Source organism: Pseudomonas sp. JDS28PS106, assembly GCF_036706555.1.
Taxonomy (GTDB): Bacteria; Pseudomonadota; Gammaproteobacteria; order Pseudomonadales; family Pseudomonadaceae; genus Aquipseudomonas.
Genome location: NZ_JBAJGT010000009.1, coordinates 76,706 through 100,130 on the forward strand (window position 1 = coordinate 76,706; position 23,425 = coordinate 100,130).

General features: G+C 63.4%; 26 protein-coding genes. 16 read left to right on the plus strand and 10 right to left on the minus strand.

What is annotated here, in order from left to right:
- Positions 1 to 6 precede the first annotated feature (6 nt).
- The 5 genes from motD (at position 7) to TRP66_RS15975 (ending at position 3,631) form a co-directional block, all read left to right on the plus strand.
- The gene (gene motD / locus TRP66_RS15955; RefSeq protein WP_333404429.1) at positions 7 to 894 is read left to right on the plus strand and encodes a flagellar motor protein MotD; all 888 of its coding nucleotides are present in this window, start codon (positions 7 to 9) and stop codon (positions 892 to 894) included.
- A gap of 49 nt (positions 895 to 943) precedes the next feature.
- Positions 944 to 1,732 (plus strand): ParA family protein, encoded by a 789-nt coding sequence (locus TRP66_RS15960; RefSeq protein WP_333404431.1) that lies wholly within the window; start codon positions 944 to 946, stop codon positions 1,730 to 1,732.
- A gap of 102 nt (positions 1,733 to 1,834) precedes the next feature.
- The gene (locus TRP66_RS15965) at positions 1,835 to 2,695 is read left to right on the plus strand and encodes a CheW domain-containing protein (RefSeq protein ID WP_333404433.1); all 861 of its coding nucleotides are present in this window, start codon (positions 1,835 to 1,837) and stop codon (positions 2,693 to 2,695) included.
- Between the two features lie 54 nt (positions 2,696 to 2,749).
- On the plus strand, positions 2,750 to 3,229 hold the full coding sequence (locus TRP66_RS15970; RefSeq protein ID WP_003370201.1) for a chemotaxis protein CheW: 480 nt from the start codon (positions 2,750 to 2,752) through the stop codon (positions 3,227 to 3,229).
- The gene (locus TRP66_RS15975) at positions 3,230 to 3,631 is read left to right on the plus strand and encodes a DUF2802 domain-containing protein (RefSeq protein WP_333404471.1); all 402 of its coding nucleotides are present in this window, start codon (positions 3,230 to 3,232) and stop codon (positions 3,629 to 3,631) included. It abuts the gene before it with no gap.
- Positions 3,632 to 3,965: 334 nt separating this feature from the next.
- On the opposite strand, the gene TRP66_RS15980 is transcribed toward TRP66_RS15975, so the two are convergent.
- Together TRP66_RS15980 and fliK are read right to left on the minus strand one after the other, a co-directional pair.
- Positions 3,966 to 4,289, minus strand: a complete 324-nt coding sequence (locus tag TRP66_RS15980) for an EscU/YscU/HrcU family type III secretion system export apparatus switch protein (protein WP_333404473.1) — start codon at positions 4,287 to 4,289, stop codon at positions 3,966 to 3,968.
- On the minus strand, positions 4,289 to 5,896 hold the full coding sequence (fliK, locus tag TRP66_RS15985; protein WP_333404475.1) for a flagellar hook-length control protein FliK: 1,608 nt from the start codon (positions 5,894 to 5,896) through the stop codon (positions 4,289 to 4,291). Before fliK ends, TRP66_RS15980 begins: the two co-directional genes overlap by 1 nt.
- A gap of 196 nt (positions 5,897 to 6,092) precedes the next feature.
- Between fliK and ccmA the strand changes: the two genes are divergently transcribed.
- The 10 genes from ccmA to TRP66_RS16035 all read left to right on the plus strand — a co-directional run bounded on the left by ccmA (position 6,093) and on the right by TRP66_RS16035 (position 13,505).
- A complete protein-coding gene (ccmA, locus tag TRP66_RS15990; protein WP_333404477.1) occupies positions 6,093 to 6,734 on the plus strand; it encodes a cytochrome c biogenesis heme-transporting ATPase CcmA in 642 nt (213 codons plus the stop codon).
- Complete coding sequence (gene ccmB / locus TRP66_RS15995; RefSeq protein ID WP_333404479.1) at positions 6,731 to 7,402, plus strand: heme exporter protein CcmB; 672 nt, start codon at positions 6,731 to 6,733, stop codon at positions 7,400 to 7,402. The genes ccmA and ccmB overlap by 4 nt, the downstream gene beginning before the upstream one ends.
- Positions 7,403 to 7,470: 68 nt before the next feature.
- On the plus strand, positions 7,471 to 8,265 hold the full coding sequence (locus TRP66_RS16000) for a heme ABC transporter permease (RefSeq protein WP_333404481.1): 795 nt from the start codon (positions 7,471 to 7,473) through the stop codon (positions 8,263 to 8,265).
- Positions 8,262 to 8,438: a heme exporter protein CcmD gene (gene ccmD, locus TRP66_RS16005; protein ID WP_333404483.1), complete on the plus strand. Its 177-nt coding sequence runs from the start codon at positions 8,262 to 8,264 to the stop codon at positions 8,436 to 8,438. The genes TRP66_RS16000 and ccmD overlap by 4 nt, the downstream gene beginning before the upstream one ends.
- Complete coding sequence (gene ccmE, locus TRP66_RS16010) at positions 8,435 to 8,896, plus strand: cytochrome c maturation protein CcmE (RefSeq protein ID WP_333404485.1); 462 nt, start codon at positions 8,435 to 8,437, stop codon at positions 8,894 to 8,896. The genes ccmD and ccmE overlap by 4 nt, the downstream gene beginning before the upstream one ends.
- 2 nt (positions 8,897 to 8,898) lie before the next feature.
- The gene (locus tag TRP66_RS16015) at positions 8,899 to 10,872 is read left to right on the plus strand and encodes a heme lyase CcmF/NrfE family subunit (RefSeq protein WP_333404487.1); all 1,974 of its coding nucleotides are present in this window, start codon (positions 8,899 to 8,901) and stop codon (positions 10,870 to 10,872) included.
- Positions 10,869 to 11,420, plus strand: a complete 552-nt coding sequence (locus TRP66_RS16020; protein WP_333404489.1) for a DsbE family thiol:disulfide interchange protein — start codon at positions 10,869 to 10,871, stop codon at positions 11,418 to 11,420. Before TRP66_RS16015 ends, TRP66_RS16020 begins: the two co-directional genes overlap by 4 nt.
- Complete coding sequence (locus TRP66_RS16025) at positions 11,417 to 11,887, plus strand: cytochrome c-type biogenesis protein (protein ID WP_333404491.1); 471 nt, start codon at positions 11,417 to 11,419, stop codon at positions 11,885 to 11,887. The genes TRP66_RS16020 and TRP66_RS16025 overlap by 4 nt, the downstream gene beginning before the upstream one ends.
- The gene (ccmI, locus tag TRP66_RS16030) at positions 11,884 to 13,077 is read left to right on the plus strand and encodes a c-type cytochrome biogenesis protein CcmI (RefSeq protein ID WP_333404493.1); all 1,194 of its coding nucleotides are present in this window, start codon (positions 11,884 to 11,886) and stop codon (positions 13,075 to 13,077) included. Before TRP66_RS16025 ends, ccmI begins: the two co-directional genes overlap by 4 nt.
- Positions 13,078 to 13,088: 11 nt before the next feature.
- A complete protein-coding gene (locus TRP66_RS16035; protein WP_333404495.1) occupies positions 13,089 to 13,505 on the plus strand; it encodes a hypothetical protein in 417 nt (138 codons plus the stop codon).
- Positions 13,506 to 13,578: 73 nt separating this feature from the next.
- On the opposite strand, the gene TRP66_RS16040 is transcribed toward TRP66_RS16035, so the two are convergent.
- The 7 genes from TRP66_RS16040 to TRP66_RS16070 form a co-directional block, all read right to left on the minus strand.
- Complete coding sequence (locus tag TRP66_RS16040; protein ID WP_333404497.1) at positions 13,579 to 14,577, minus strand: sulfate ABC transporter substrate-binding protein; 999 nt, start codon at positions 14,575 to 14,577, stop codon at positions 13,579 to 13,581.
- A gap of 97 nt (positions 14,578 to 14,674) precedes the next feature.
- Positions 14,675 to 15,508 (minus strand): ion transporter, encoded by an 834-nt coding sequence (locus TRP66_RS16045; RefSeq protein WP_333404499.1) that lies wholly within the window; start codon positions 15,506 to 15,508, stop codon positions 14,675 to 14,677.
- A gap of 319 nt (positions 15,509 to 15,827) precedes the next feature.
- Positions 15,828 to 17,255 carry a TolC family protein gene (locus TRP66_RS16050; RefSeq protein ID WP_333404501.1) on the minus strand — a complete coding sequence of 476 codons (1,428 nt, stop codon included), beginning with the start codon at positions 17,253 to 17,255 and terminating at the stop codon, positions 15,828 to 15,830.
- Positions 17,252 to 18,127: an HlyD family secretion protein gene (locus tag TRP66_RS16055; RefSeq protein WP_333404503.1), complete on the minus strand. Its 876-nt coding sequence runs from the start codon at positions 18,125 to 18,127 to the stop codon at positions 17,252 to 17,254. Before TRP66_RS16055 ends, TRP66_RS16050 begins: the two co-directional genes overlap by 4 nt.
- Positions 18,124 to 18,333, minus strand: a complete 210-nt coding sequence (locus TRP66_RS16060) for a DUF1656 domain-containing protein (RefSeq protein ID WP_333404505.1) — start codon at positions 18,331 to 18,333, stop codon at positions 18,124 to 18,126. Before TRP66_RS16060 ends, TRP66_RS16055 begins: the two co-directional genes overlap by 4 nt.
- The gene (locus TRP66_RS16065; protein ID WP_333404724.1) at positions 18,330 to 20,417 is read right to left on the minus strand and encodes an FUSC family protein; all 2,088 of its coding nucleotides are present in this window, start codon (positions 20,415 to 20,417) and stop codon (positions 18,330 to 18,332) included. The genes TRP66_RS16060 and TRP66_RS16065 overlap by 4 nt, the downstream gene beginning before the upstream one ends.
- A 27-nt stretch (positions 20,418 to 20,444) precedes the next feature.
- Complete coding sequence (locus TRP66_RS16070; protein ID WP_333404507.1) at positions 20,445 to 20,897, minus strand: MarR family winged helix-turn-helix transcriptional regulator; 453 nt, start codon at positions 20,895 to 20,897, stop codon at positions 20,445 to 20,447.
- Positions 20,898 to 21,405: 508 nt separating this feature from the next.
- Between TRP66_RS16070 and TRP66_RS16075 the strand changes: the two genes are divergently transcribed.
- On the plus strand, positions 21,406 to 22,074 hold the full coding sequence (locus tag TRP66_RS16075) for a polysaccharide lyase family 7 protein (RefSeq protein WP_333404509.1): 669 nt from the start codon (positions 21,406 to 21,408) through the stop codon (positions 22,072 to 22,074).
- Between the two features lie 4 nt (positions 22,075 to 22,078).
- Here TRP66_RS16075 and TRP66_RS16080 read toward each other — a convergent pair whose 3' ends face one another.
- Positions 22,079 to 23,407: a heavy metal sensor histidine kinase gene (locus TRP66_RS16080; protein ID WP_333404726.1), complete on the minus strand. Its 1,329-nt coding sequence runs from the start codon at positions 23,405 to 23,407 to the stop codon at positions 22,079 to 22,081.
- Between the last annotated feature and the right edge of the window lie 18 nt (positions 23,408 to 23,425).

Below are 23,425 nucleotides of genomic sequence, written 5' to 3' on the forward strand. Positions count from 1 at the left end.
CTGGTCATGGCCCGCCGTCGTCTGCCCGAAGAGCATGAAAATCATGAGCGTTGGCTGGTGTCCTACGCCGACTTCATCACCTTGCTGTTCGCCTTTTTCGTGGTGATGTACTCGATTTCCTCGATCAACGAAGGCAAGTACAAGATCCTGTCCCAGGCGCTGGTGGGCGTGTTCAACGACGCCGAGCGCAGCATGAAGCCGATTCCCATCGGCGAGCAGCGGCCACTGTCTGTGAAGCCGGCCGAGCCGCTGATCAAGGACAGCGAACAGACCGAAGCGGGTATTGCGCAAAGCGCATCCGATGCGCTGCAAAGCATTGCCGACGACGTACGTGATGCTTTTGGCGACCTCATCAAGTCGGACCAGATGACTGTGCGCGGCAACGAGCTGTGGATCGAGATCGAACTCAATTCCAGTCTGCTGTTCACCAGCGGCGACGCAATGCCCAGCGATCAGGCGTTCAACATCATCGAGAAGGTCGCAGGCATCGTCAAACGCTTCGACAACCCGATCCATGTGGAAGGTTTTACCGACGATCAGCCGATCAGCACGGCGCAGTACCCGACCAACTGGGAGCTGTCCTCGGCGCGTTCTGCCAGCATCGTGCGCATGCTGGCGATGGACGGCGTCAATCCGGCGCGGCTGGCTTCGGTCGGCTACGGCGAATTCCAGCCTATCGCCAGTAACGCGACCGCTGCCGGCCGTGCCAAGAACCGCCGCGTGGTGCTGGTCATCTCGCGTAACCTGGATGTGCGCCGCAGTCTGACCAGCAACGGCTCTGCCAACGTCAAACCTGACGCGGCGTTGAGGCGTGCTGGCACACAACCTGCAGCGGTTCCCGCCAAACCGCCGGCACGCGCGAACACTGTCAATTCTCCGTCGCCAGCCCCCTGATCCTCGTTCTCTGGTAGCTGGACGTCGTTGTGCGCAAGGAAAAACTTCAATGAGAGTCTGGGCAGTCGCCAACCAGAAAGGTGGAGTCGGCAAGACCACCACGACCGTCGCCCTGGCCGGCCTGCTGGCCGATGCCGGCAAGCGCGTAGTGGTCGTCGATCTGGACCCCCATGGCTCCATGACCAGCTACTTCGGCCACGATCCCGATGAACTGGAGCACAGCGCGTTCGATCTGTTCCTGCACAAAGGGCAGGTGCCGGAAGGCTTGCCCGGCCAGTTGCTGCTGCCCACCAGCGACTCTCGCATTTCGCTGATTCCCTCCAGCACCGCGCTGGCGACCCTGGAGCGCCAGTCGCCCGGCCAGAGCGGCCTGGGTCTGGTGGTTGCGAAAAGCCTGGCGCAGCTGTGGCAGGATTTTGACTACGCGCTGATCGACAGTCCGCCGTTGCTGGGCGTGCTGATGGTCAACGCGCTGGCGGCCAGCCAGCAGCTGGTGGTCCCGGTGCAGACCGAGTTTCTGGCGGTCAAGGGTCTGGAGCGCATGGTCAACACCCTGACCATGATCAATCGCTCACGCAAGACGCCCTTGCCGTACACCATCGTGCCCACCTTGTTCGATCGGCGGACCCAGGCGTCGATGGGCACCCTGAAACTGTTGCGCGATACCTTTCCCGAGCATGTCTGGCAGGCGTATGTGCCGGTGGATACGCGTTTGCGCGACGCCAGTCGGGCAGGCATGACGCCGTCGCAGAATGACCCGAAGAGCCGTGGCGTGATCGCCTATCGGGCGCTGCTCAAGCACCTGTTGTCAGAGCAGCTTTCGGCTCAGGTTGCCTGACGTGCGCGTCCATTCTTTCATCGGGGTTCGCTCAAGTCGGACCTCACTGCGGCCGATAACTCATTCAGGCGGCATTCGCTGCAACTATTCTCGGGTCCCGGCATGAACCGCCCAATCGAAGTAGCAACACGACCCAAGCTGGCATTGCAGTCCTATCTGGATGCCTTGCTGCACGACGCCACGGCCGAGCTGGAAGAGCCGTCCGTGAGCGTCGACGAATTTCAGGCGGCCGTGCTCGAAGAGCAGGCGATGGACCAGCGTCTCAAGGCGCAGGTCAAGCCGATGGCGGCCGTCGTCTCTGCGCCGTTGCCGGTCGCCGCGCCAGTCGCATCGCCTGTTGTGGCGCCTGTAGCGGCGCCGAAACCGGTGGTGGTCGAGCAGCCCGTCGCGCTTGATCTGCCGGCACCAGTGGTGGAGCGGGTCGAGCCGCTGGCCGAACTGAGCGCGCCGGTGGCGCAGAATACTCCGACGCCGCCGCCGACCCTTGAAGGTCGTCCGGCGTGGGCCGCCGAGCCGTTCGAGTGCCTGCTGTTCGATGTCGCGGGCCTGACGCTGGCCGTTCCGCTGGTTTGCCTCGGCTCGATCTATCAATTGGCCGGCCAGGAACTCACGCCGTTGTTCGGCCAGCCGGACTGGTTTCTGGGAATCCTGCCGTGTCAGGCGGGCAACCTGAAAGTGCTGGATACCGCGCGCTGGGTCATGCCTGACCGCTACCGCGACGATTTTCGACAGGGATTGCAGTACGTGATTTCGGTGCAAGGGTACGAGTGGGGGCTGGCGGTGCATCAGGTCAGTCGATCGCTGCGCCTTGACCCCAACGAAATCAAATGGCGCAGCCAGAGAGGGCAGAGGCCCTGGCTGGCTGGCACGGTGATCGAACACATGTGCGCGCTGCTGGATGTATCGGAGTTGGCCGAGCTGATTGCCAGTGGCGCGGTCAAGCAGTTGAACAAATCGAAATAATCATGGGCCGGCGCCGAGCGCCACCCGCAAGTACACACCTGAGGGGTTAGCGGTATGAACAAGTCGTCTGCACAGGGTTCCGAAGATCCTATTCTGCAATGGGTCACTTTCCGCCTGGACAATGAGTCCTATGGCATCAACGTGATGCAGGTGCAGGAAGTGCTGCGCTACACCGAAATCGCTCCGGTGCCGGGCGCACCCAGCTACGTGCTAGGCATCATCAACCTGCGCGGCAACGTCGTCACTGTGATCGACACTCGTCAGCGCTTCGGCCTGGCGCCGGTGGAAGTCAGCGACAACACCCGCATCGTGATCATCGAAGCGGACAAGCAAGTGGTCGGTATACTGGTCGACAGCGTGGCGGAAGTGGTCTACTTGCGTCAGTCCGAGGTTGAAACCGCGCCGAACGTGGGTAACGATGAGTCGGCCAAGTTCATTCAGGGCGTCTGCAACAAGAATGGCGAACTGCTGATCCTGGTCGAACTGGACAAGATGATGTCCGAAGAAGAGTGGTCCGAGCTGGAGAATATCTGATTGATGCTTGAGGTAGCTGTCGTATTGCTGGGCGTTCTCTGGGCCGTGACCCTGGGGCTGTTTCTCTCTCATATCAAGCGCCAGCGCAAGCTGGATGCCGAACGTGACGAGGCCGGCGCCCAGCGCGATCAACGGATCAAGGATCTGTTCAGGCGTCTGGACAACTATCAGAGCGGCACGGTGCGCATGGGCGAGGATCTGCATGAACTGCGTGCAATCGTCGCTCCGCTGCCGGACAAGGTCACGGCGCTGGAGCAACGCGATCCCTCCACGCTGTCCTTCGCCCAGGCCGCGCGTCTGGTCGGCATGGGTGCCAGTGTGGAAGAACTCACCCAGTCTTGCGGCCTGACCCAGGCCGAAGCCCAGTTGATGACCAAGTTGCACGGCAACCCGCAGCGGTAAGCCGTTTCGGCGCTTCTGCGGGGGACGATCCCTGCTGCCGCTGTGCGGCAGATCGCGAGCAAGCTCGCTCCTACAGAGGCACATCACCGGCTGTAGGAGCCAGCTTGCTGGCGATGAACGATCACGCGTTGTGCCTGAAACGCCGCAGCAATCCCTACTGCTGCTTTGCGGCAGATCGCGAGCAAGCTGGCTCCCACGAGGTCCGCGTGCGCCACGAACTCTGTAGGAGCCAGCTTGCTGGCGATGAAGGTTCACGCGTTGTACCTGAAACGCCGCAGCAATCCCTTCTGCCGCGCTGCGGCAGATCGCCAGCAAGCGGGCTCCTACAGGTAAGTCAGTGCTTTGGGGTGATATCCCGTTCCACCGGCGGTGCATTCGGGTCTTGCCCGACGGGAAATTTGCCTTTGAGATGCCATGCGAAAGCGATGATTTCGGCGATGGTCCGATACAGCGCTTCGGGAATGCTGTCGCCCAGCTCCATGCGCGCCAGCAGTTTGACCAGCTCGGCATTTTCATAGATCGGAACTTCGTATTCCCGGGCAATCGCCAGAATGGCTTCGGCCAGTTGATCGTCTCCCTTGGCGCTCAAGGTCGGGGCGCGCTGGCCGTCGTAGGTGAGGGCGATGGCCTGGCGGGGCGTGCTGTCGGAAGGGTTCATCAGGCGTTCTCGTCGATCCAGCGTTGTTCGAGGGTCGTGCGCGGGCCTTGCGGCGGCGCGCCGTGGTTGCAGGCCAGTTCACCGACCGCCAGACCGCAGGCCAGCAGTCTATCCCGCAAATGGTCCAGCTCCCGGCCGATCAATGCCGCGCTTTCCGGGCGCTGCGCCCATAACTGGCTGGACAAGGTGCCACGCAGCAGTTGCGCCTGAACCTGCAAGGGTCCCAGCGGCTCCAGGTCGAATGCCAGTTCGATCCTCCAGATTTTCTCGCGAGTCTCCGGGCTTTCGCCGCTGTCGTGCTCCGCCTCGGATGAGTTCTGCCCAGGCGTATCTTCACGCTGGATCTTGACCTGCAATGGCACGATGTCATGCGCGTTGCGCATCGGAATTTCGCTCTGCCAGGTGGTGACCTGATTACCCTCGGCATTGACCCGGGTCTGTTCAAGGCCCCCCAGCTGATGACTCTGCAACCGGGAAACCGCCGCGGCGGCCAGTTTCAGCAGCAGTTCCAGATCCTCTTCCTTTTCACCCCCCCCGACATTGCGCGCGGGCAGCGGAAACGCGCCGGGCGGTGTCCGGGGTGCAACCATGCCCAGAGTGCCCAGCGCGCTGCGCAACATGCCGGGCATGGCCCGCGCCAGGGTATTCGAGGCGGCGGCCGCGCCATAGGACGCGTTGTCCGGCAGACCCGGCATGATCTGCGCGATCAGGCGCATCAGGTTGGCCTTGAGGTCCGGCGTCTGCAACGGGTTGAGCCCCGCCAGCAACCTCGCTTCCATGAACGCACCGCTGGCGTTGAGTGCCTGAGCCACGCCGGAGGCGCTGGTCATCTGCTTCAGATCGGGAAGGCTCGCCAGCAATTGGTCGATGCCAGCCTGGAGCGGCGCGCCAATCGCCGGGCTGTTGCGCGGCAGGTTTTGCAGCGCGTTCAACAGTGTTTCCAACGAGCCCTGCCGGTTCTGCTGGGTGGCCAGTTGCTGGGCGACTGCCAATTGGTCGAGGCGCCCGGGCAGGGGCACGAAACTCAGCGCCTGATTGCCCTGAACCTGCGCGCTCAACAGGCTACCGACGGTCAACGGCTGCGGGCTGTCGATGGTCAGGGTCATTCCGGCTTGTGCGGTATTGAGCAGCATCACCATGGAACGGTAGACCGGCGACGAGGCCGGCTGGCCGGCGAGCAGGTCGGGTATCTGCGCAATGACCTGGCTGGTCATGACCTTGCCCTGCAGCAAGGTGCCCACGGGCAGTTGCCGGGTATCGATGCTGGTCAGCGAGTTTTTCAACGCGGTATTGATCTGTTGCAGGGTCAGCGTCAGCTCGTTGGGCGATGCTTGCGCCACTTGCAGACTGGTGCCCGGCGTGAAGGGCAGGGCGCTGATCACCGGCAGGCTGGTCTGGATGCCATTGGCAGTGATCAGCCTGAGCAGCAGCTGAAAGTTCTGCTCGACCTGCTTGAGGGCGACGACTTCGGCATCCACGGTCTGCCCCTTCGGCACCAGGTTGGGCGCGGCTTGCAGCAGCGCGAGCACCTGGGCCTGAGCAAGACTGGCGCGCAATTGGGCCGTCGAGGGCACGGCGGCGGGAACGCTGGTGATGTCACCTGTCATTTGCATGAACCTGAGCAAGTTTGCCCCGTCCGGAGCAGGGCATACATGTATAATGCTGGCCATTTTGCAATGGCCGGACGCAACGAAGTTGCACCAATGTAACGGCCGTTTCAATCCTGACTTGAACCGCCTGCTGCCTGATTCATGCTGCGCACCGCGTACCTTGCGAGCGCTCGATGCCGTTCTGGAAACCCTGATGACCCGTGCGACACCCACACTGCAAGCCGCTGCCCTGTGTTGCGAACGGGACTGGCGGGTGCTGTTCGAAGACCTGGATCTGCGCCTGGACGCGGGCGACATGGTGCAGATCAGCGGCCCCAACGGCAGCGGCAAGACCAGTCTGCTCAGGCTGCTGGCCGGGTTGATGCAGCCGACCGCGGGTCAGGTGCTGCTCGATGGCCGTCCATTGAGCGAACAGCGTGTCGAACTGGCCCGTCATCTGCTGTGGATCGGCCATGCGCCGGGCATCAAGGAGTTGCTGACGCCGGCCGAGAACCTGTCCTGGCTCTGCGCGCTGCACCAGCCGGTGGCCGACGCGGATACCGAAGCGGCGCTTGAAGCCGTGGGGCTGCGCGGCTTCGAGGATGTGCCTTGCCATACCCTGTCGGCCGGTCAGCAGCGCCGCGTCGCGCTGGCCCGACTGTATCTGCCCGGCCCCTCGATCTGGATTCTGGACGAGCCTTTCACCGCGCTGGACAAGCAAGGCGTCGCTCAGCTCGAAACGCATCTGGCAGCGCATTGCGAGCGCGGCGGCGTGGTCGTCCTGACCACTCACCACAGCCTGCTGCACAAGCCTGCGGCTTATCGGGATCTTGATCTGGGGCAGTGGCCGGTATGAGAAATGTCTTTACCCTGCTGCTGGTCCGTGAAGCGCGGCTGCTGGTCCGCCGTCCGGCGGAGCTGGCGAACCCACTGGTTTTTTTCGCTATCGTGATTGCATTGTTCCCTTTGGCCGTCGGGCCGGAGACTCAATTGTTGCAGACCCTCTCCCCGGGCCTCGTGTGGGTCGCGGCTCTGCTGGCCGTGCTGCTGTCGCTGGACGGCCTGTTTCGCAGCGATTTCGAAGACGGCTCCCTCGAACAATGGGTCCTTTCGCCCCATCCCCTGCCTGTCCTGGTGCTGGCCAAGGTGCTCGCGCACTGGGTCTTCTCGGGTCTGGCGCTGGTGCTTCTCGCGCCGCTGCTGGGCCTGATGCTCGGGCTGCCGGCCCGCTGTCTGCCGGTCTTGCTGGTGTCTCTGCTGCTGGGTACGCCGGTGCTGAGCCTGCTCGGGGCGGTGGGCGCCGCGCTGACCGTCGGTCTCAAGCGGGGCGGGCTGTTGCTGGCGCTGCTGATTCTGCCGCTGTACATCCCGGTGTTGATCCTGGGCAGCGGCGCACTGCAAGCGGCGCTGCAAGGAATGCCGACCGCGGGCTATCTGCTCTGGCTCGGAAGCCTGACCGCCCTGGCGGTGACTTTGACACCCTTTGCCATAGCCGCTGGCCTGAAGATCAGCGTCGGCGAATAATTGAGGTTGCGGGACGCAGCTGTCTGCAATACGACACCGATCCCGCGCAAAACCCTGGATGCACCGTGATGAAAAGCAACCTGATCAAAAGCCGCATCAGTTGGGCCTGGTTTCACAAACTCGGCTCGCCCAAATGGTTCTATGCCACCAGCGCGCGGTTCCTGCCGTGGCTCAGCGCGCTGGCAGCAGTGTTCCTGCTCGTCGGCATCATCTGGGGGCTGGCGTTCGCGCCGCCGGACTATCAGCAGGGCAACAGCTTCCGGATCATCTATATCCACGTACCTGCCGCCATGCTGGCGCAGTCCTGCTACGTGATGCTGGCAGTATGCGGCGTGGTCGGGCTGGTCTGGAAAATGAAGCTAGCCGACGTCGCCCTACAGAGCGCCGCACCCGTGGGAGCCTGGATGACCGCGCTGGCGCTGGTCACAGGCGCCATCTGGGGCAAGCCGACCTGGGGTGCCTGGTGGGTGTGGGATGCGCGGCTGACCTCGATGCTGATCCTGCTGTTCCTGTATTTCGGCCTGATCGCGCTGGGCAACGCCATCAGCAATCGCGACAGCGCAGCCAAGGCTTGCGCGGTGCTGGCAATCGTCGGCGTGGTGAACATTCCGATCATCAAGTATTCGGTGGAGTGGTGGAACACTCTGCATCAGGGCTCGACCTTCACCCTCACCGAAAAACCGGCCATGCCCGCCGACATGTGGCTGCCGCTGCTGTTCACGACGCTGGGCTTCTACTGCTTCTTCGGCGCCGTGCTTTTGTTGCGCATGCGCCTGGAAGTGCTCAAGCGCGAAGCGCGCACCCAATGGGTCAGGGCCGAGTTGGAACACAGCCTGAATGGGACCAGGGAGAATCAGCGGTGAGTTTCGAGTCGTTCAGCGATTTTCTGGCGATGGGGCGTCACGGCCTGTTCGTCTGGTCGGCCTACGCCATCGCCCTGGCGGTGCTGGTCATCAACGTGGCGATGCCGCTTGCGGCGCGTCGGCGTCATCTGCAACAAGAGGCGCGTCGTCTGCGCCGGGAGACTTCCAAGTGAACTCTGCGCGCAAAAAGCGCCTGCTGATCATCCTCGCGATTCTGGTCGGCGTCGGCATTGCCTTGGCCCTGGCGTTGAGCGCCCTCAAGGAAAACATCAACCTGTTCTACACCCCGACCCAGATCGCCAATGGCGAGGCGCCGCTCGGCACCCGCATCCGCGCTGGAGGCATGGTGGCGCAGGGTTCGCTGCAGCGTTCCGCCGATTCGCTGGACGTGCGCTTCGTAGTGACTGACTTCAACCGGTCGGTGACTATCGCCTACCGAGGCATCCTGCCGGATCTGTTCCGCGAAGGGCAGGGCATTGTCGCCCTGGGCAAGCTCAACGCCGACGGCGTCGTGGTGGCCGATGAAGTGCTGGCCAAGCACGACGAGAAGTACATGCCGCCGGAAGTGACCAAGGCGCTCAAGGACAGCGGCCAGACGGCGCCGGCCACCCCACCATCGAAGCAGGGTTGATCATGATTCCTGAACTCGGCCATCTGGCCATGATTCTGGCGCTGTGCTTCGCCGTCGTGCAGGCCAGCGTCCCGCTCATTGGCGCCTGGCGCGGCGACCGCCTGTGGATGAGCCTCGCTCGCCCGGCCGCCTGGGGACAGTTCGCGTTTCTGGCGTTCGCCTTCGCTTGCCTGACCCAGGCGTTCATGACCGATGACTTCTCGGTCGCCTACGTCGCGGAAAACTCCTACAGCGCGCTGCCCTGGTACTACAAATTCAGCGCCGTGTGGGGCGCGCACGAAGGTTCCTTGCTGCTCTGGGCCTTAATCCTGGGCGGCTGGACATTTGCGGTGTCGATCTTTTCCCGGCAGTTGCCGCAAACGATGCTGGCCCGGGTGCTGGCGGTGATGGGCATGATCAGCGTCGGCTTCATGTCGTTCCTGATCCTGACCTCCAATCCATTCTCGCGCATCCTGCCGCAAGTTCCTGCCAACGGTCGTGACCTCAACCCGCTGTTGCAGGACATCGGCCTGATCGTGCACCCGCCCATGTTGTACATGGGCTACGTCGGTTTTTCCGTGGCCTTCGCATTCGCCATCGCCGCGCTGCTGGGCGGACGACTGGACGCGGCCTGGGCACGCTGGTCGCGGCCCTGGACCATCGTCGCCTGGGCGTTCTTGGGCATTGGTATCACCTTGGGTTCCTGGTGGGCCTATTACGAACTGGGCTGGGGCGGCTGGTGGTTCTGGGATCCGGTGGAAAACGCCTCGTTCATGCCCTGGCTGGTGGGCACCGCGCTGATCCACTCGCTGGCGGTCACGGAAAAACGCGGGGTCTTCAAGAGCTGGACAGTGCTGCTGGCGATCGCGGCATTTTCCCTCAGCCTGCTGGGAACCTTCCTGGTGCGATCCGGCGTGCTGACCTCGGTGCACGCGTTCGCGTCCGACCCGGCGCGGGGCGTGTTCATACTGGCGTTCCTGCTGGTGGTGGTAGGTGGTTCGCTGACGCTGTTCGCCGTGCGCGCGCCGGTGGTCAAGAGCCAGACCGGCTTCGGACTCTGGTCCCGGGAAACCCTCCTGTTGGGCAATAACCTGCTGCTGGTGGTCGCCGCTTCGATGATCCTGCTGGGCACCCTGTACCCGCTGGTGCTGGATGCGCTGAGCGGCGCGAAGATGTCGGTCGGTCCGCCGTATTTCAACGCTTTGTTCGTGCCGCTGATGGCATTGCTCATGGTGGTGATGGCAGTCGGCGTGCTGGTGCGCTGGAAGGATACCCCGATCAAATGGCTGCTCGGCATGCTGACGCCGGTGCTGCTGGGCAGCGCGGCACTGGCGGTACTGATGGGCCTGCTGATGGGCGACTTCAACTGGGCGGTGCTGGCAACTGTGATGCTGGCGGCCTGGGTGCTGCTGGCCGGTGTCCGCGACCTGCTCGACAAGACCCGGCACAAAGGGCTGTTCAAGGGCATGCGTGGGTTGAGCCGCAGCTACTGGGGCATGCAACTGGCGCACATCGGCATTGCCGTCTGCGCGCTGGGTGTGGTGTTGTCCAGCCAGTACAGCGCCGAGCGCGACCTGCGGCTGGCGCCCGGGGAATCCACCGAGCTGGGCGGCTATCAGTTCGTGTTCGAAGGCGCCCGCCATTACCAGGGCCCGAACTTTACCTCCGACCGCGGCACGATCCGGGTCCTGCGCGACGGCGAAGTGTCGAGCGTCCTGCATCCGGAAAAACGCCTGTACAGCGTGCAGCAATCGATGATGACCGAGGCGGGCATCGACGCCGGCTTTGCCCGCGATCTGTACGTCGCGCTGGGCGAGCCGCTGGGCGAAGGTGCCTGGGCCGTGCGCATCCACGTGAAACCCTTCGTGCGCTGGATCTGGCTCGGTGGGCTGCTGACCGGCCTGGGCGGCGCGCTCGCGGCGCTGGACCGGCGTTATCGGGCAAAAGCCGAGCGCCGGGCGCGCGAATCGATCGACGCAGCGGAGGCCGTGGCATGAAACGCTGGATGATGGCTGTGCCGCTGGTGATCTTTCTCGCCGTCGCGGTTTTCCTGTACCGGGGACTGTACCTGGACCCCGCCGAGCTGCCCTCGGCGCTGATCGACAAACCCTTTCCCGAATTCTCCCTGCGCGAAGTGCAGAGTGAAAAGCTGCTGACCCGCGCCGACCTGTTGGGCAAGCCCGCGCTGGTCAACGTCTGGGCGACCTGGTGCATTGCCTGCCGCGCCGAGCATCCGGTGTTGAACCGTCTGGCGGAGCGGGGCGTGCGCATCTACGGCGTCAACTACAAGGACACCAACGCCGACGCGCTCAAGTGGCTCAAGGAGTTCCACGACCCGTACCAGCTCAATATTCGCGATGAAGAGGGCTCTCTGGGTCTCAACCTGGGCGTGTATGGCGCGCCTGAGACCTTCCTGATCGACAGCAAGGGCGTCATTCGTCACAAGTATGTCGGCGTGATCGACGACACCGTCTGGCGCGAAAAACTCGCCGGCCTGTATCAGGCGCTGGTGGACGAAGCCGGCGAGCCGGGGAGCAAGCCATGAAGCGCTGGTTGTTCGCTGTCTTGCTGGGCACGAGCCTGTTCGGCACGGCCCAGGCCGCCATCGATGCCTATCAGTTTCGCGACGAGGCCGAGCGCGCGCGTTACAGCGAGTTGACCCGCGAGCTGCGCTGCCCCAAGTGTCAGAACCAGGACATCGCCGACTCCAACGCGCCAATCGCCGCCGACCTGCGCAAGGAAATCTACCGGATGCTTGGCGAAGGCCAGAGCAACCGGCAGATCATCGACTTCATGGTCGACCGCTACGGCGAGTTCGTGCGCTACAAGCCTGAACTGAATTCGCGCACCTGGCTGCTGTGGTTCGGCCCGGGAGCCTTCCTGGTGCTCGGGCTGGTGGTCATCGGGGTGATCGTCGGGCGCCGCCGTCGCGCCAGTGGCGGACCCATCGATCCGCTTTCCGCCGAGGAGCGCCAGCGCCTCACCCAACTGTTGGATAAGAACCGAGAATGATCGATTTCTGGATGGCCATCGGCCTGCTGCTTCTGGTGGCCCTGAGTTTTCTGCTGGTTCCTGTCCTGCGCGGCCATCGCGCTCACGCCGAGCAAGACCGTGAAGCCGTCAATGTCACTCTGTATCAGGAACGTCTGGCCGAGCTGCAAGCCCAGCACGATGAGGGCGTGCTCAGCGCCGAACAGGTGGAAAGCGGACGCGCCGAAGCGGCCCGCGAACTGCTGGCCGACACTGCCGGCGCGGCGCAGGCTCGCGCCTCCGGGCTTGGCAAGCTGCTGCCGATTCTGGCCGCGTTGCTGGTGCCACTGATGGGGTTGGGTCTTTACCTGCACCTCGGGTCGAGCGACAAGGTTGAGCTGACCCGCGAATTCGCCCAGCCGCCGACTTCGCTGGCCGACATCACCCACCGGCTGGAACGCACGGTCAAGGCTCAGCCGGACTCGGCCGAAAGCTGGTATTTCCTGGCCCGCAGTTACATGACCCAGGACCGGCCGGCGGATGCCGCGCGGGGCTTCGAACGCGCCGTGACCCTGGCCGGGCGGCAGCCGGAACTGCTCGGGCAGTGGGCGCAGTCGCTGTACTTCGCGGGCAACAAGTCGTTCACGCCGCAGGTGCAGGCGTTGACCGACGAGGCGCTCAAGGCCGATCCGAAGGAAGTCACCAGCCTGGGGCTGCTGGGGATCGCGGCATTCGAGGGTCAGCGGTATCAAGAGGCGGTGGAGTACTGGACCCGGCTGCTGGCGGCCTTGCCGGCGCAGGATTCGTCGCGCTCGGCTCTGGAGGGCGGCATTGCCAGGGCGAGGGAGAAGCTGGAGCAGAGTGGTCAGCCTGTGCAAAGCGCCACTAAACCGGCCAGCATCAGGTTGCGGGTCGAACTGGCGCCTGCGCTCAGGGACAAAGTGTTGCCGGGTGATAGCGTATTCATCTTTGCTCGCGCCGTAGGCGGACCGCCCGCGCCGTTGGCGGTGAAGCGGGTCACGGTCGGCGACTTGCCGGCCGAGGTCGAACTCGGCGATGCGGACGCCATGATGCCGCAGCTGAAACTGTCCAGTTTCGCGCAAGTCCAACTGATGGCGCGGATCTCCCGCGCTGGTCAGCCGACCCGCGGAGAATGGGTCGGCAGCAGCCAGCCGCTTGCCAGCAACGAGACCGCCCGGCAGGCGCTGACCATCGACAGTCCAGACAGATAGAGAAATCGCCTATGTATCGCACCGCTCGCGTCACTTTGTTGGGAATGGTCCTTGGCCTGAGTGCCTGTGCGGTACAGCCACCCGACACCACCCCGCGCGGACCGCGCAGTCAGGAGCCGATTCAGTCGTTGCCGGGCGGCGGGCAACCGCCGGCCACTCCGAAAAAGTCACAGCCTGCTCCGAGCAAGGCGCCTTCGAGCGGACCCAAGACCTCAGCCAGCTTCGCGCCGCCGCCGGGCGGCGACAGTCATTGGGACGCGCGGATGGGCGTTTACGTGATGGACAAGGAACCGAACACCTTTTACCGCCAGCGTACTTATTACAAGTGGGATAACGGCTGGAGCTGGGCGACCAGCCTGGACGGCCCGTGGGAATCGACCGATTCCAGCGGCGTCCCGGCAGGGTTGGGACGCAAGTTCGGTCAGTAAAGCCTATCGCCAGCAAGCTGGCTCCTACGGACCGCACTGTAGGAGCCAGCTTGCTGGCGATGCGCGATACGGCTTACTTGGCCGGATAGATCTGGTCGAACACGCCGCCATCCACGAAGTGGGTCTTCTGCACGGTGCGCCAGTCGCCGAAGGTCTTTTCCACCGACAGGAAATCGACTTTCGGGAAGCGATCCTTGTACTTGGCCAGTACTTGCGGGTCGCGTGGACGCAGGTAGTTGTTCGCCGCGATTTCCTGACCTTCAGGCGACCACAGATACTTCAGATAACCTTCCGCCAGCGCGCGCGAACCTTTCTTGTCGACCACCTTGTCTACCACGCTCACCGGCGGCTCGGCCTCGGCTGAAACGGTCGGGTAGACCACTTCGAACTGGTCGCGACCGAACTCGCGGGCAATCATTTCCGCCTCGTTCTCGAAGGTCACCAGCACGTCGCCGATCTGGTTGGTCATGAAGGTCGTGGTGGCGCCACGGCCGCCGGTGTCGAGCACCGGAACATGGGCGAACAGCGAGCCGACGAACTTGCGCGCGGCGGCTTCGTCGCCACCGTTCTTGAGCGTGTAGCCCCACGCCGACAGGTAGGTGTAACGACCGTTGCCTGAGGTCTTCGGGTTGGGCACGATGACCTCCACGCCATCCTTGATCAGGTCCGGCCAGTCTTTCAGCGCCTTGGGATTGCCCTTGCGCACGATGAACACCGTGGCCGAGGTGAAAGGCGCGCTGTTGTTCGGCAGGCGGCTGACCCAGTCCTTGGGTATCAGCTCGCCGTTGTCGGCCAGTGCGTTGATATCGGTCGCCATGTTCATGGTGATGACATCGGCCGGCAGGCCGTCGATCACTGAACGGGCCTGCTTGCTGGAGCCGCCGAAGGACATCTGCACCGTGACGTTTTCGTCATGCTTGGCCTTCCAGTGTTTCTGGAAAGCCGTGTTGTAGTCCTTGTAGAAATCACGCATGACGTCGTAGGACACGTTCAACAGCGGCGGGGCGGCCTGGGCGGCACCGGCGATGGCCATGCCTGCGGCCAGTAACGAGGCGGCGAAGAATCTGTTCACTGCGTAATCCTTGATGTCAGTATTGTTGGATTGATGGCTTATGGCCGCGACTATAGCCGCGGAGCCGGCACCGGCTAAAGACCGAAAAAATCTTTGCTTATGCCTGTTTTTCCTGCTTTGCAAACAGCGCATTGCCACACCGGGAACAGAAAGCGGCGCCGTGCTCGTGGAATTTCTTGGCGCATACCGGGCAGTCGTGTTTCAGTTGCTCGCCGCGCATGGCGTTGGCCAGCTCAGCGGTGAAGATACCGGTCGGCACGGCGATGATCGAATAACCGATGATCATCACTAGCGAAGAAAGCATCTGACCGAGCGGCGTCTTGGGTACGATATCGCCGAAGCCTACGGTCGTGAGAGTGACGATGGCCCAGTAGATTCCCTTGGGAATGCTGGAGAAACCGTTCTGCGGGCCTTCGATCACATACATCAGCGTGCCGAAAACGGTCACCAGCGTGGATACGGTAACCAGAAAAACGATGATCTTCTGCTTGCTCCCCCGCAGCGCCGCCAGCAGGTAGTTGGCCTGCCGCAGGTAATTGCCCAGCTTGAGCACGCGGAAAATCCGCAGCATACGGATGATTCGCACGATCAGCAGATACTGGGCGTCGCTGTAGTAGATCGCCAGCACACCGGGCACGATCGCCAGCAGATCCACCAGTCCGTAGAAACTGAACGCGTACTTCATGGGCCTGGGCGAGCAGTACAGGCGCAGCAGGTATTCGACGGCGAAGATCAGCGTGAAGCCCCACTCCACATAGGCGAACCAGTCCGAGTATTCGCGGTGGATGCTCTCGATGCTGTCGATGATGGTGACCAGCAGGCTGAGCAGAATGATGACCAGCAACGTCTTGTCGAACCGCCGTCCAGCGGGTGTGTCGGTCTGGAAAATGACGATATGCAGCCGTTCGCGACGGCTGAGTGGTGTGTCCATGGGAATGCTCGCGATGAAGATCGGGAGAGCCTAGGGGGATTGGGGGATCGCGCGCAAGTGGAGCGGCAGGGCAACCACCTCGGCTGCCCGCCAGCACGCACGGTGTGGGAGCCAGCTTGCTGGCGATTGGCGTTATCTGACACACCGCGCCGTCTAGTTCTGCTGCCGCTGTGCGGCAGATCGCTAGCAAGCTAGCTCCCACGGTTTTGCGGTGTGCGTGGGAGCCAGCTTGCTGGCGATTGGCAATAACTGGCACACCGCGTCGTCTGACTTTGCTGCCGCCTTGCGGCAGATCGCCAGCAAGCTGGCTCCTACGGGTTCATTGGGTGTTGGCTTTCTCCCACCCGCCGCCAAGCGCCAGGAACAGGTCAATCTGGCCGATGGCAACTTGCGTGTTGGCTACGGCCAGTTGCGCGCGTACGTCGGTGTAGGTCCGCGTTGCCTGCAGATCGGCGAGGAACGAGGCGCGGCCTGCTTGGTAGAACCTGTGCGTCTGCTCGGCTGCTTCACGGGCCGACGCTTCGGCTTCCTTGAGCGCATCGCGGCGATCCAGCAGGGAGGTGTATTGCGCCAGGCTGGTCTGGGTCTCGCGGATGGCGTTGAGCACCACGCCGTCGAAGTGGGCGAGGGCGGCCTGTTGCGAGGCTTCCGCCTGATGAATGCGCGCCCGGGTGCCATTGGACGGAATGGTCCAGTTGATCAGCGGACCGAAGCCCCAGCGATTGGCCGACGGTTTGCCGAGGTTCTCGATCAGGCCCACGGTCCCGACCGTCGCGCCGATGCTGATGTCGGGGTACAGCTCGCCTGTCGCGACGCCGATACGCGCGGTGGCCGCGGCCAATTGCCGCTCGGCCTGACGCACATCCGGACGACGCTTGAGCAGCGCGGCGCCATCGCCCACTGGCATGAGCTGTGCGATGTGCGGCAGCTCGTTGCAATCGCTGACCCCCGCGGGCAGCTGATCCAGTGGTTTGGCCAGCAACATCGACAGGCGGAAAAGACCGGCCTGGCGCTGGGCTTCATAGCGTGGCAACTCGGCGCGCAGCGACTTGAACTGGGTCTGGGAGCGGGTAACCTGGGTTTCATCGCCACGCCCGGCATCGCGCAGGCGCTGGTTGAGGGTGACGCTCTGCTGTTGCAGCTCCAGTGACTCGCGGGCGATGTCGAGTTCTTCATTGGCCGCGCAGACTTGTGTGTAGGCGCGCACCACGTCGGCGACCACGGTGATCCGGGCGGTGTCGGCTGCGGCCTGGGTCGCGTCGACGTTGGCCTGTGCCGCTTCGATACCGCGCTGCAAAGTGCCGAACAGGTCGAACTGGTAGGACGTAGTCAGCCCCACGTCGCCGACATTGGCGACCGGAACCTTGTCGGTCAGCAGAAAGGCTTCGCCCGACTCCTGCAAGCGCTGCGCGCCGACCTTGGCGCTGTTGGTGAAGCCGCCGGCCGCTTCCGCTTCCGAGGTCTGGTAACGGGCGCGTTGCAGGTTGGCGGCCGCTACCCTCAGGTCGGTGTTGGACGCCAGCGCCTGGCGCACCAGTTCCTCTACGCGCGGATCCTGATACAGCCGCCACCACTGACCGGGCACCGGCGCCGGCACAGCATTCGCCGATGCGCCGGCCAGATCGCCCTGCAGGTCGGGGCGGTTGATGGCGCCGTCCCTGGGCAGTTGATAATCGGGGCCGACCACCTGGCAGGCGGACAGCAATAGCCCCAGTCCGAGGATACTCAGGCGTGCCATGGGTTTCATCGCGCGGCCTCGTCGATGATCGACACGGTTGCGGTCCGTCCGGCGATCATGCGGAAGTCCGCCGGTACTTCGTCGAACGCGATACGCACCGGAATGCGCTGCGCCAGCCGTACCCAGCTGAACGCCGGGTTGACGTTGGGCAGCAGGTTGGAGCCGCTGGTGCGGTCGCGGTCTTCGATACCGGCGACGATGCTGACTACATGTCCGGTCAGGTGCGCGTTGTCGCCGATGACCCGGATATCCACGCCTTGGCCGATGCGAATGCCGTCCAGCTTGGTTTCTTCGAAATACCCGTCGATGTGGAAGGAGTTCGAGTCCACCACCGACAGCACCGGCCGGCCCGCAGTCACGAATTCGTGGGTGCGGGGCGCCCGATCGTTGAGGTAGCCGTCCACCGGACTGCGGATCACCGAGCGGTCGAGGTTCAACTGCGCGGCGTCGACCGCGACTCTGGCTTCGTTGAGCGCCGACAAGGCGCGGGCTTCACGGGACTGGCTTTCTTCGAGTTGCTCGCGGGCGACCAGATTGCCCAGGCCACGGTTACGGCGGTTTTCCCGGCGTGCCTGCTCCCAGGTTTCCTGGCGCTCGGCGACTGTTGCCTGCGCTTGACGCAGCGCCAGCCGGAAGCGGTCCTGGTCGATGGTGAACAGCACCTGGCCCTTGTGCACCGGCTGGTTGTCGGTCACCTCGACCTGCTGGATCAGCCCGGACACATCCGGTGCGATCTGCACGATGTCGGCGCGGATGTGGCCGTCCCGCGTCCAGGGCGCGTACATGTAATACATCACCATGCGCCACACCACGATCGCGGCCAGCGCCACCACAAGCAGGGTCAGGACCACGCGGCCCAATGTCAGTATCGGTTTTTTCATGTCATCAGGTATCGACTGAGAGTATCCACGGCGCCGAGCAACAAAGCGTATAGACCTACGTTGAACAAAGCCCGGTGCCAGACCAGGCGGTAGAAATGAAGGCGCGACAGCACCGCATGCAGGCCGAGAAACAGCAGGTAGGCGATGCCCATCAGCGCAAGAAAGGTGGGGATGAAGATCCCGCTGATATCCAGTTCACCGATCATAAGGCGGCTCCGTCCAGGCCATGGGGCGAATGTTCGATCGTCTCGCCGGCGCCGCCGACGACTTCCACGCCGGGCAATAGCGCCAGGCGCAGGCCGCTCAAGGCGTGCATCAGGTGCGCGCGCGCCGGCTCTTCGCCCATCTCCGCGAAGGTGAGGGCGCGGCGTGCGCGGTCCATGGTCATCAGCAGACCCTTGGGCGCCGGGGTGCGCTCGCCAGCCTTGAGGCAGGCGCGAAAGTAGCTGCCCACCTCGCTGACCACCTGACGCAACAGCGGCTGGGCGTTCGGCGTGGCGCGGGGCGTATAGGCCAGCAGGTCGAGCATGTTCAGGGCGACGCGCAATTCGCGCAGCGCTACGCTGGTGTCCTGTGCGGTAAGGGTCAGGCGCGGTACATGCTGCATGAGGCGGTCGAGCATCTGCACGCCCATCCGGCGGTGCTGCGCGAGGCTGGCGGTGTCGCTGAGGCTGGCGATGTCGCGCCAGCTGAAGCGGGTCAGACGTTTGGCCGCGACCTCCACGCCAAAGGGACGGACCACCAGCGTCCAGATGAAGGCGAACAGCAATCCCGCCGGACCGGCCAGGTTGGAATTGATGAAGTTGAGGAAGTCCGCGTCGTAGGCGCTCTGGATGCTGACGAACGAGGCGGTGTTGACGATGGTCAACAGCGTGCCGAGGAAGAAACGCGGCTGGACGGTCAGCGTGCCCACGCAAATGAAAGGCACCGCGAACGCCAGCACCAGCATCGGGAAATCATGCAGATTGGGCAGCACCACGAACAGATAGAGGCTGGCGAAGACCACCGACAGCAGCGTCCAGAAGAAGAAGCGATAGATCTGCGGCGCCGGATCGTCCATGGCCGCGAAGAAACTGCATGACACCGCGGCCAGGGCAACCGCGCTCGCGCCGTCTTTCCAGCCCAGCAGAATCCACAGCACGGAAGCGACGATGATCGCCAGCACGCTCGATGCCACCGAGTACAGCATCAGTCCGCGATCGAAGAAAGGCGTCAGACGGCCCAGGCGCCAGTGACGATAGACCGCCCGCCATTGCGACTGATCGTCGGTCTTGATCGCGTACTGCAGGGTCCGGCAATCGAGCCACAGGTCGACCCATTCGCCCAGGCGGTACAAAGCGTTGGACAGCAGCAACTGGTCACGGTCATCGAGCAGGGCCGGGTCGGGTTGCAGGCGCTGCAGTGCCTGATGCAGGTGCTGCCAGGCGTCGTCCTGCGGCCCGTCTGCGCTGCTTCCCAGCCATTGACGGGCTTGCGCGAGGACTGGCGACAGGCCTGCGAGCAGGGTCGGGGTGCGCCGCTCCAGCGCCCAGAGTGCATCGTCGAGGGCGTCGATGACCGGCAACAGGTGAATCATGCGACCGCGCAATTCGTGAGCATTGCGGATGGTCTGCTTGCGCGTGCCTTCATAACTGAGCTGGCCGATCATCATCTCCAGCGAGTTGAAGCTGCCCACCATGGAATTGCGCAGCGCGCCGATTTCATCGGCCTGGACACGGCGACCCAGAAAACGCTCGCAGTAGGCCGCGGCATCGTTGAACCATTTGTCGGTGGTCGCCTGGAACACCGGAGCTAGCCGCCGGGGCCAGAAAATCGACCCCACTACGGCGGCGCAGATGATGCCGAGGAAAATTTCCTCGGTACGCGAAACGGCAATCTCGAACACCGCCTGCGGGTTGTCCACCACCGGCAGCGAGATCAACGGCATGGTGTAGCCGGCCAGCATCAGGGCATAACTGTTGGCCGTGCGCAGGTGCAGGGACAGGAACAGCAGCGTGCCGGTCCACAGTCCGATCACCACTGCCAGCAGCAGGGACGTCTGAACGAAGATCGGCACCAGCAGGACCGAGGCCGCCGCGCCCGCGAAGGTGCCGAGCGCACGATACAGCGCCTTGGAACTGGTCGGACCGACGAAGGGGCTGGAAACGATATACACCGTCGCCATCGCCCAGTAAGGGCGAGGCAGCTCCATGATCAGTGCGATGTACAGCGCCAGCATCGAGGCGCCGAACGTCCGCACGCCGTAGAACCAGTCGCGGCCGGGCGGCACGCCGTCGAAAAAGCCCTTGATGGCCAAATTTTTCAGCGCAAAGCCCATTTACGACTGCGCCTCGCTGTCTTGCTGCGACAGATCGTTGAAAGCCTGGAAGACTCGCAAGGTCGCCTCCAGGTCAGCGCGGTCGATATCCTTCAGCGCATGCGCGCGCAAGCGGGCCAGTTCAGCTTCGATAGAGGACGCCAGGGACCGTCCATGTTCAGTCAGGCTCAGCGCCTTGGCGCGTCGGTCATTGGGATCTTCGGTACGGCAGACGATGCCGGCCGCGCACAACTGATCCAGCAGGCGCACCAGGGTCGGGCTTTCCATGCCGGCGGCCTGGGCGACCTTGACCTGATGCACGCCGTCGCCCAGCCGGGCGATTGCCAGCAGCGGACCGGCACAGGCTTCGGAAATGCCATAGGTCACCAAGGTGGCCTGACAACTGCGGCGCCAGTGGCGGGAGGCAGCGACCATCGCACTGCTGAGGGACCGATGAAGTGATTCCAGGGACATGGGAAACCGTGATGGATGGAGAAATTAGTTTGCAGCCATATTGTTAGCGGCAACATTAGTAGCTTGCTAACTATAATATCCTGTAACAAAGTCTTGCGGTCAACTGGAATCTGCTAACCGGCTCGCAGACTCTGCGCCAGCAGGCGTCCTGCAGCGCCAAGCCGGAAAAGTTCATCGATAGCGGTTAAAAACATTGACCGTTCGTCGGGATGGCCGTGCGCGATTAAGAGCACTGGTCTACGGCTGTCCAAAAAAATGACAGTGGGTGTTTCATTCAAGAAACACGAAGTGCGTGGGTTTGAGGTTTTCGAGGCACAGATTTCTACCGCGATAGGTGATCTCAAATTGATGGCTTTAGCGTCTGGTGCCGGTTTAATGACGCCGGAACGCTGGCGCTGCGGGCTAAAGATCGGCCATTGCCGCCGATAGCGAATGGCGAATCCAGCGGGCGTTGAAACGTCCGTTCCAGAGCCATCCTGTCGGTGCCGAAGCACCCTGCGAGCTACCCATGATCGACCTCGCCATGTGGAACCTGTCCGTCCCGGTTGGAAAGCCGGCGGTCACTATCGATACGCCCAAATTGGTGAACGGATACCAGGATGGTTACTTCCGCTCCGGCAACACGCTGTTCTTCTGGGCCCCGGTCACCGGGTCCACGACGGACAACGCCAAGTACCCCCGCACCGAGCTGCGCGAAACCCTGGCTGACGGCCGCGCATACAACTGGACCTATCCTTCTGCGGACAACTTCCTGCGAGCGGCACTGACCGTCAACCAGGTCCCGTCGACCGGCAAGATCGTGATCGGCCAGATCCATTGCGCCAAGAGCACCGAGCCGTTGCTCAAGGTGGAGTACCAGTACAAGGAAAAGCTCAAGACCGGCAACATCGTCGCCAAGTTGCGCCGCAGTCCGGACGCCGAAATCGAGGTGATCAGCATCGCCCAGGGCGTACCGCTCAACGAACGGTTCAGCTACAGCATTCATCTGACCCCGGCGGGCAACCTGACGGTCAATGCCTATGACTCGGTCTGGAATGTGAAGCTCGACCCGGCCTGGAGCACCAAGCCGCTGTACTTCAAGGCGGGCGTCTACACCCAGGACAACACCGGTTATGCCACCGAAGGCGGCGCGGCGACCTTCTACAAGCTGACCATCGCCCACGACAAGAAGGCGTGAGCCTCTAGCGCGGGAAGAACAGGCTGAAGCGGATCAGTCCGGGAGCGGGCTGAGTCACTTCGGCCCGACCGCCATGCAAATGCATGATGGCGGCAACGATTGCCAGACCCAGGCCGTTGGAATCGGAGCGTTGATGACGCGACGGGTCCGCGCGGTAGAAACGGTCGAACAGCCGGGCCAGGTCTGTTGGCGGTAACGCCGGCCCGTGGTTCTCTACATCCAGCCGGCAATGCTGGCCCGATGCATCGATCCGCAGATGAATCTCGCTGTTCTCATCGGCATAACGGATCGCGTTGGCGACCAGATTGCTCAGTGCGCGGCGCAGCAGTCCGGGATCAGCCAATACGGTGTCTTCGCCGCTCATCCGCAGCGTCATCCCGCGTTCCTCCGCCAGCCCCTCGAAGTAGCCTGCGACCCGTTGCAACTCGTCCTGCATGGCCAGCGTCTGGCGCTCCAGCGCGGCCTGGGGTTCGTCGGCCCGGGCCAGGAACAGAATGCTTTCCACCAGGCGCGAGATACGCTCCAGCTCCTCCAGATTCGAGGCCAGCAGCGCTTGATATTCATCAGGGCTGCGATCCTGCCGCAACGCGACCTGGCAATGCCCCATCAGAGAACCGAGCGGGGTACGGATTTCGTGGGCCAGATCGGCCGAGAACTGGGTCAGGCGCCGGTAGCCGTCGTCCAGCCGGTCGAGCATGGCGTTGAATGCTTCACTCAGAGGTTGCAGTTCGACAGGCGTGTCCCGGTTGTCCAGCCGGGTGTGCAGGCTGGCCGGGGTGATCGCCGCCGCCTGCGCCGCCATCCGGTGCAGAGGCCGCAAGCCGCGTCGCAACAGCACATAGCCGAGCAGGGCGGTGATCACAAACGCCAGTGCCACTGCCGCGTAGATACGCTGGCGAAAGGTGGCGAGCATCGCCGTTTCCTTGGCCATCACGTGAGCCGCCAGCAAGCGCACGGTGACGCCGTTGGAGTTCACCTGCACTGCGGCGGCGCGCAACGGCACGCCCTGCAACGTCATGCCGCTGCGCAGGTCCTGCGCACGGGGCGACTGATCCAGCGGCGGGGTGGGCAATTCCGGCAGCGGAGCCCGTTGCGGGTTAACGGCGATCACCGGCTGCCGGCCCGGCTCGCCGATAATGAAGATATCGTCCTCGCTGTCCAGCATGTTCTCGAACAACTGGGGACTGCCTTGCAGTCGCTCCAGCGTCAGGTCATAGCGCAACAGTTTGCGAAAGTGATCCAGGCGCGCCAGCACCGCATGATCGCTGCGTTGCAGAACCGTCTGCTCAATGGATCGATACAGATAAAGCCCCGCGCCGCCCACGGTGAACATCGCCACCAGCGCGAACGC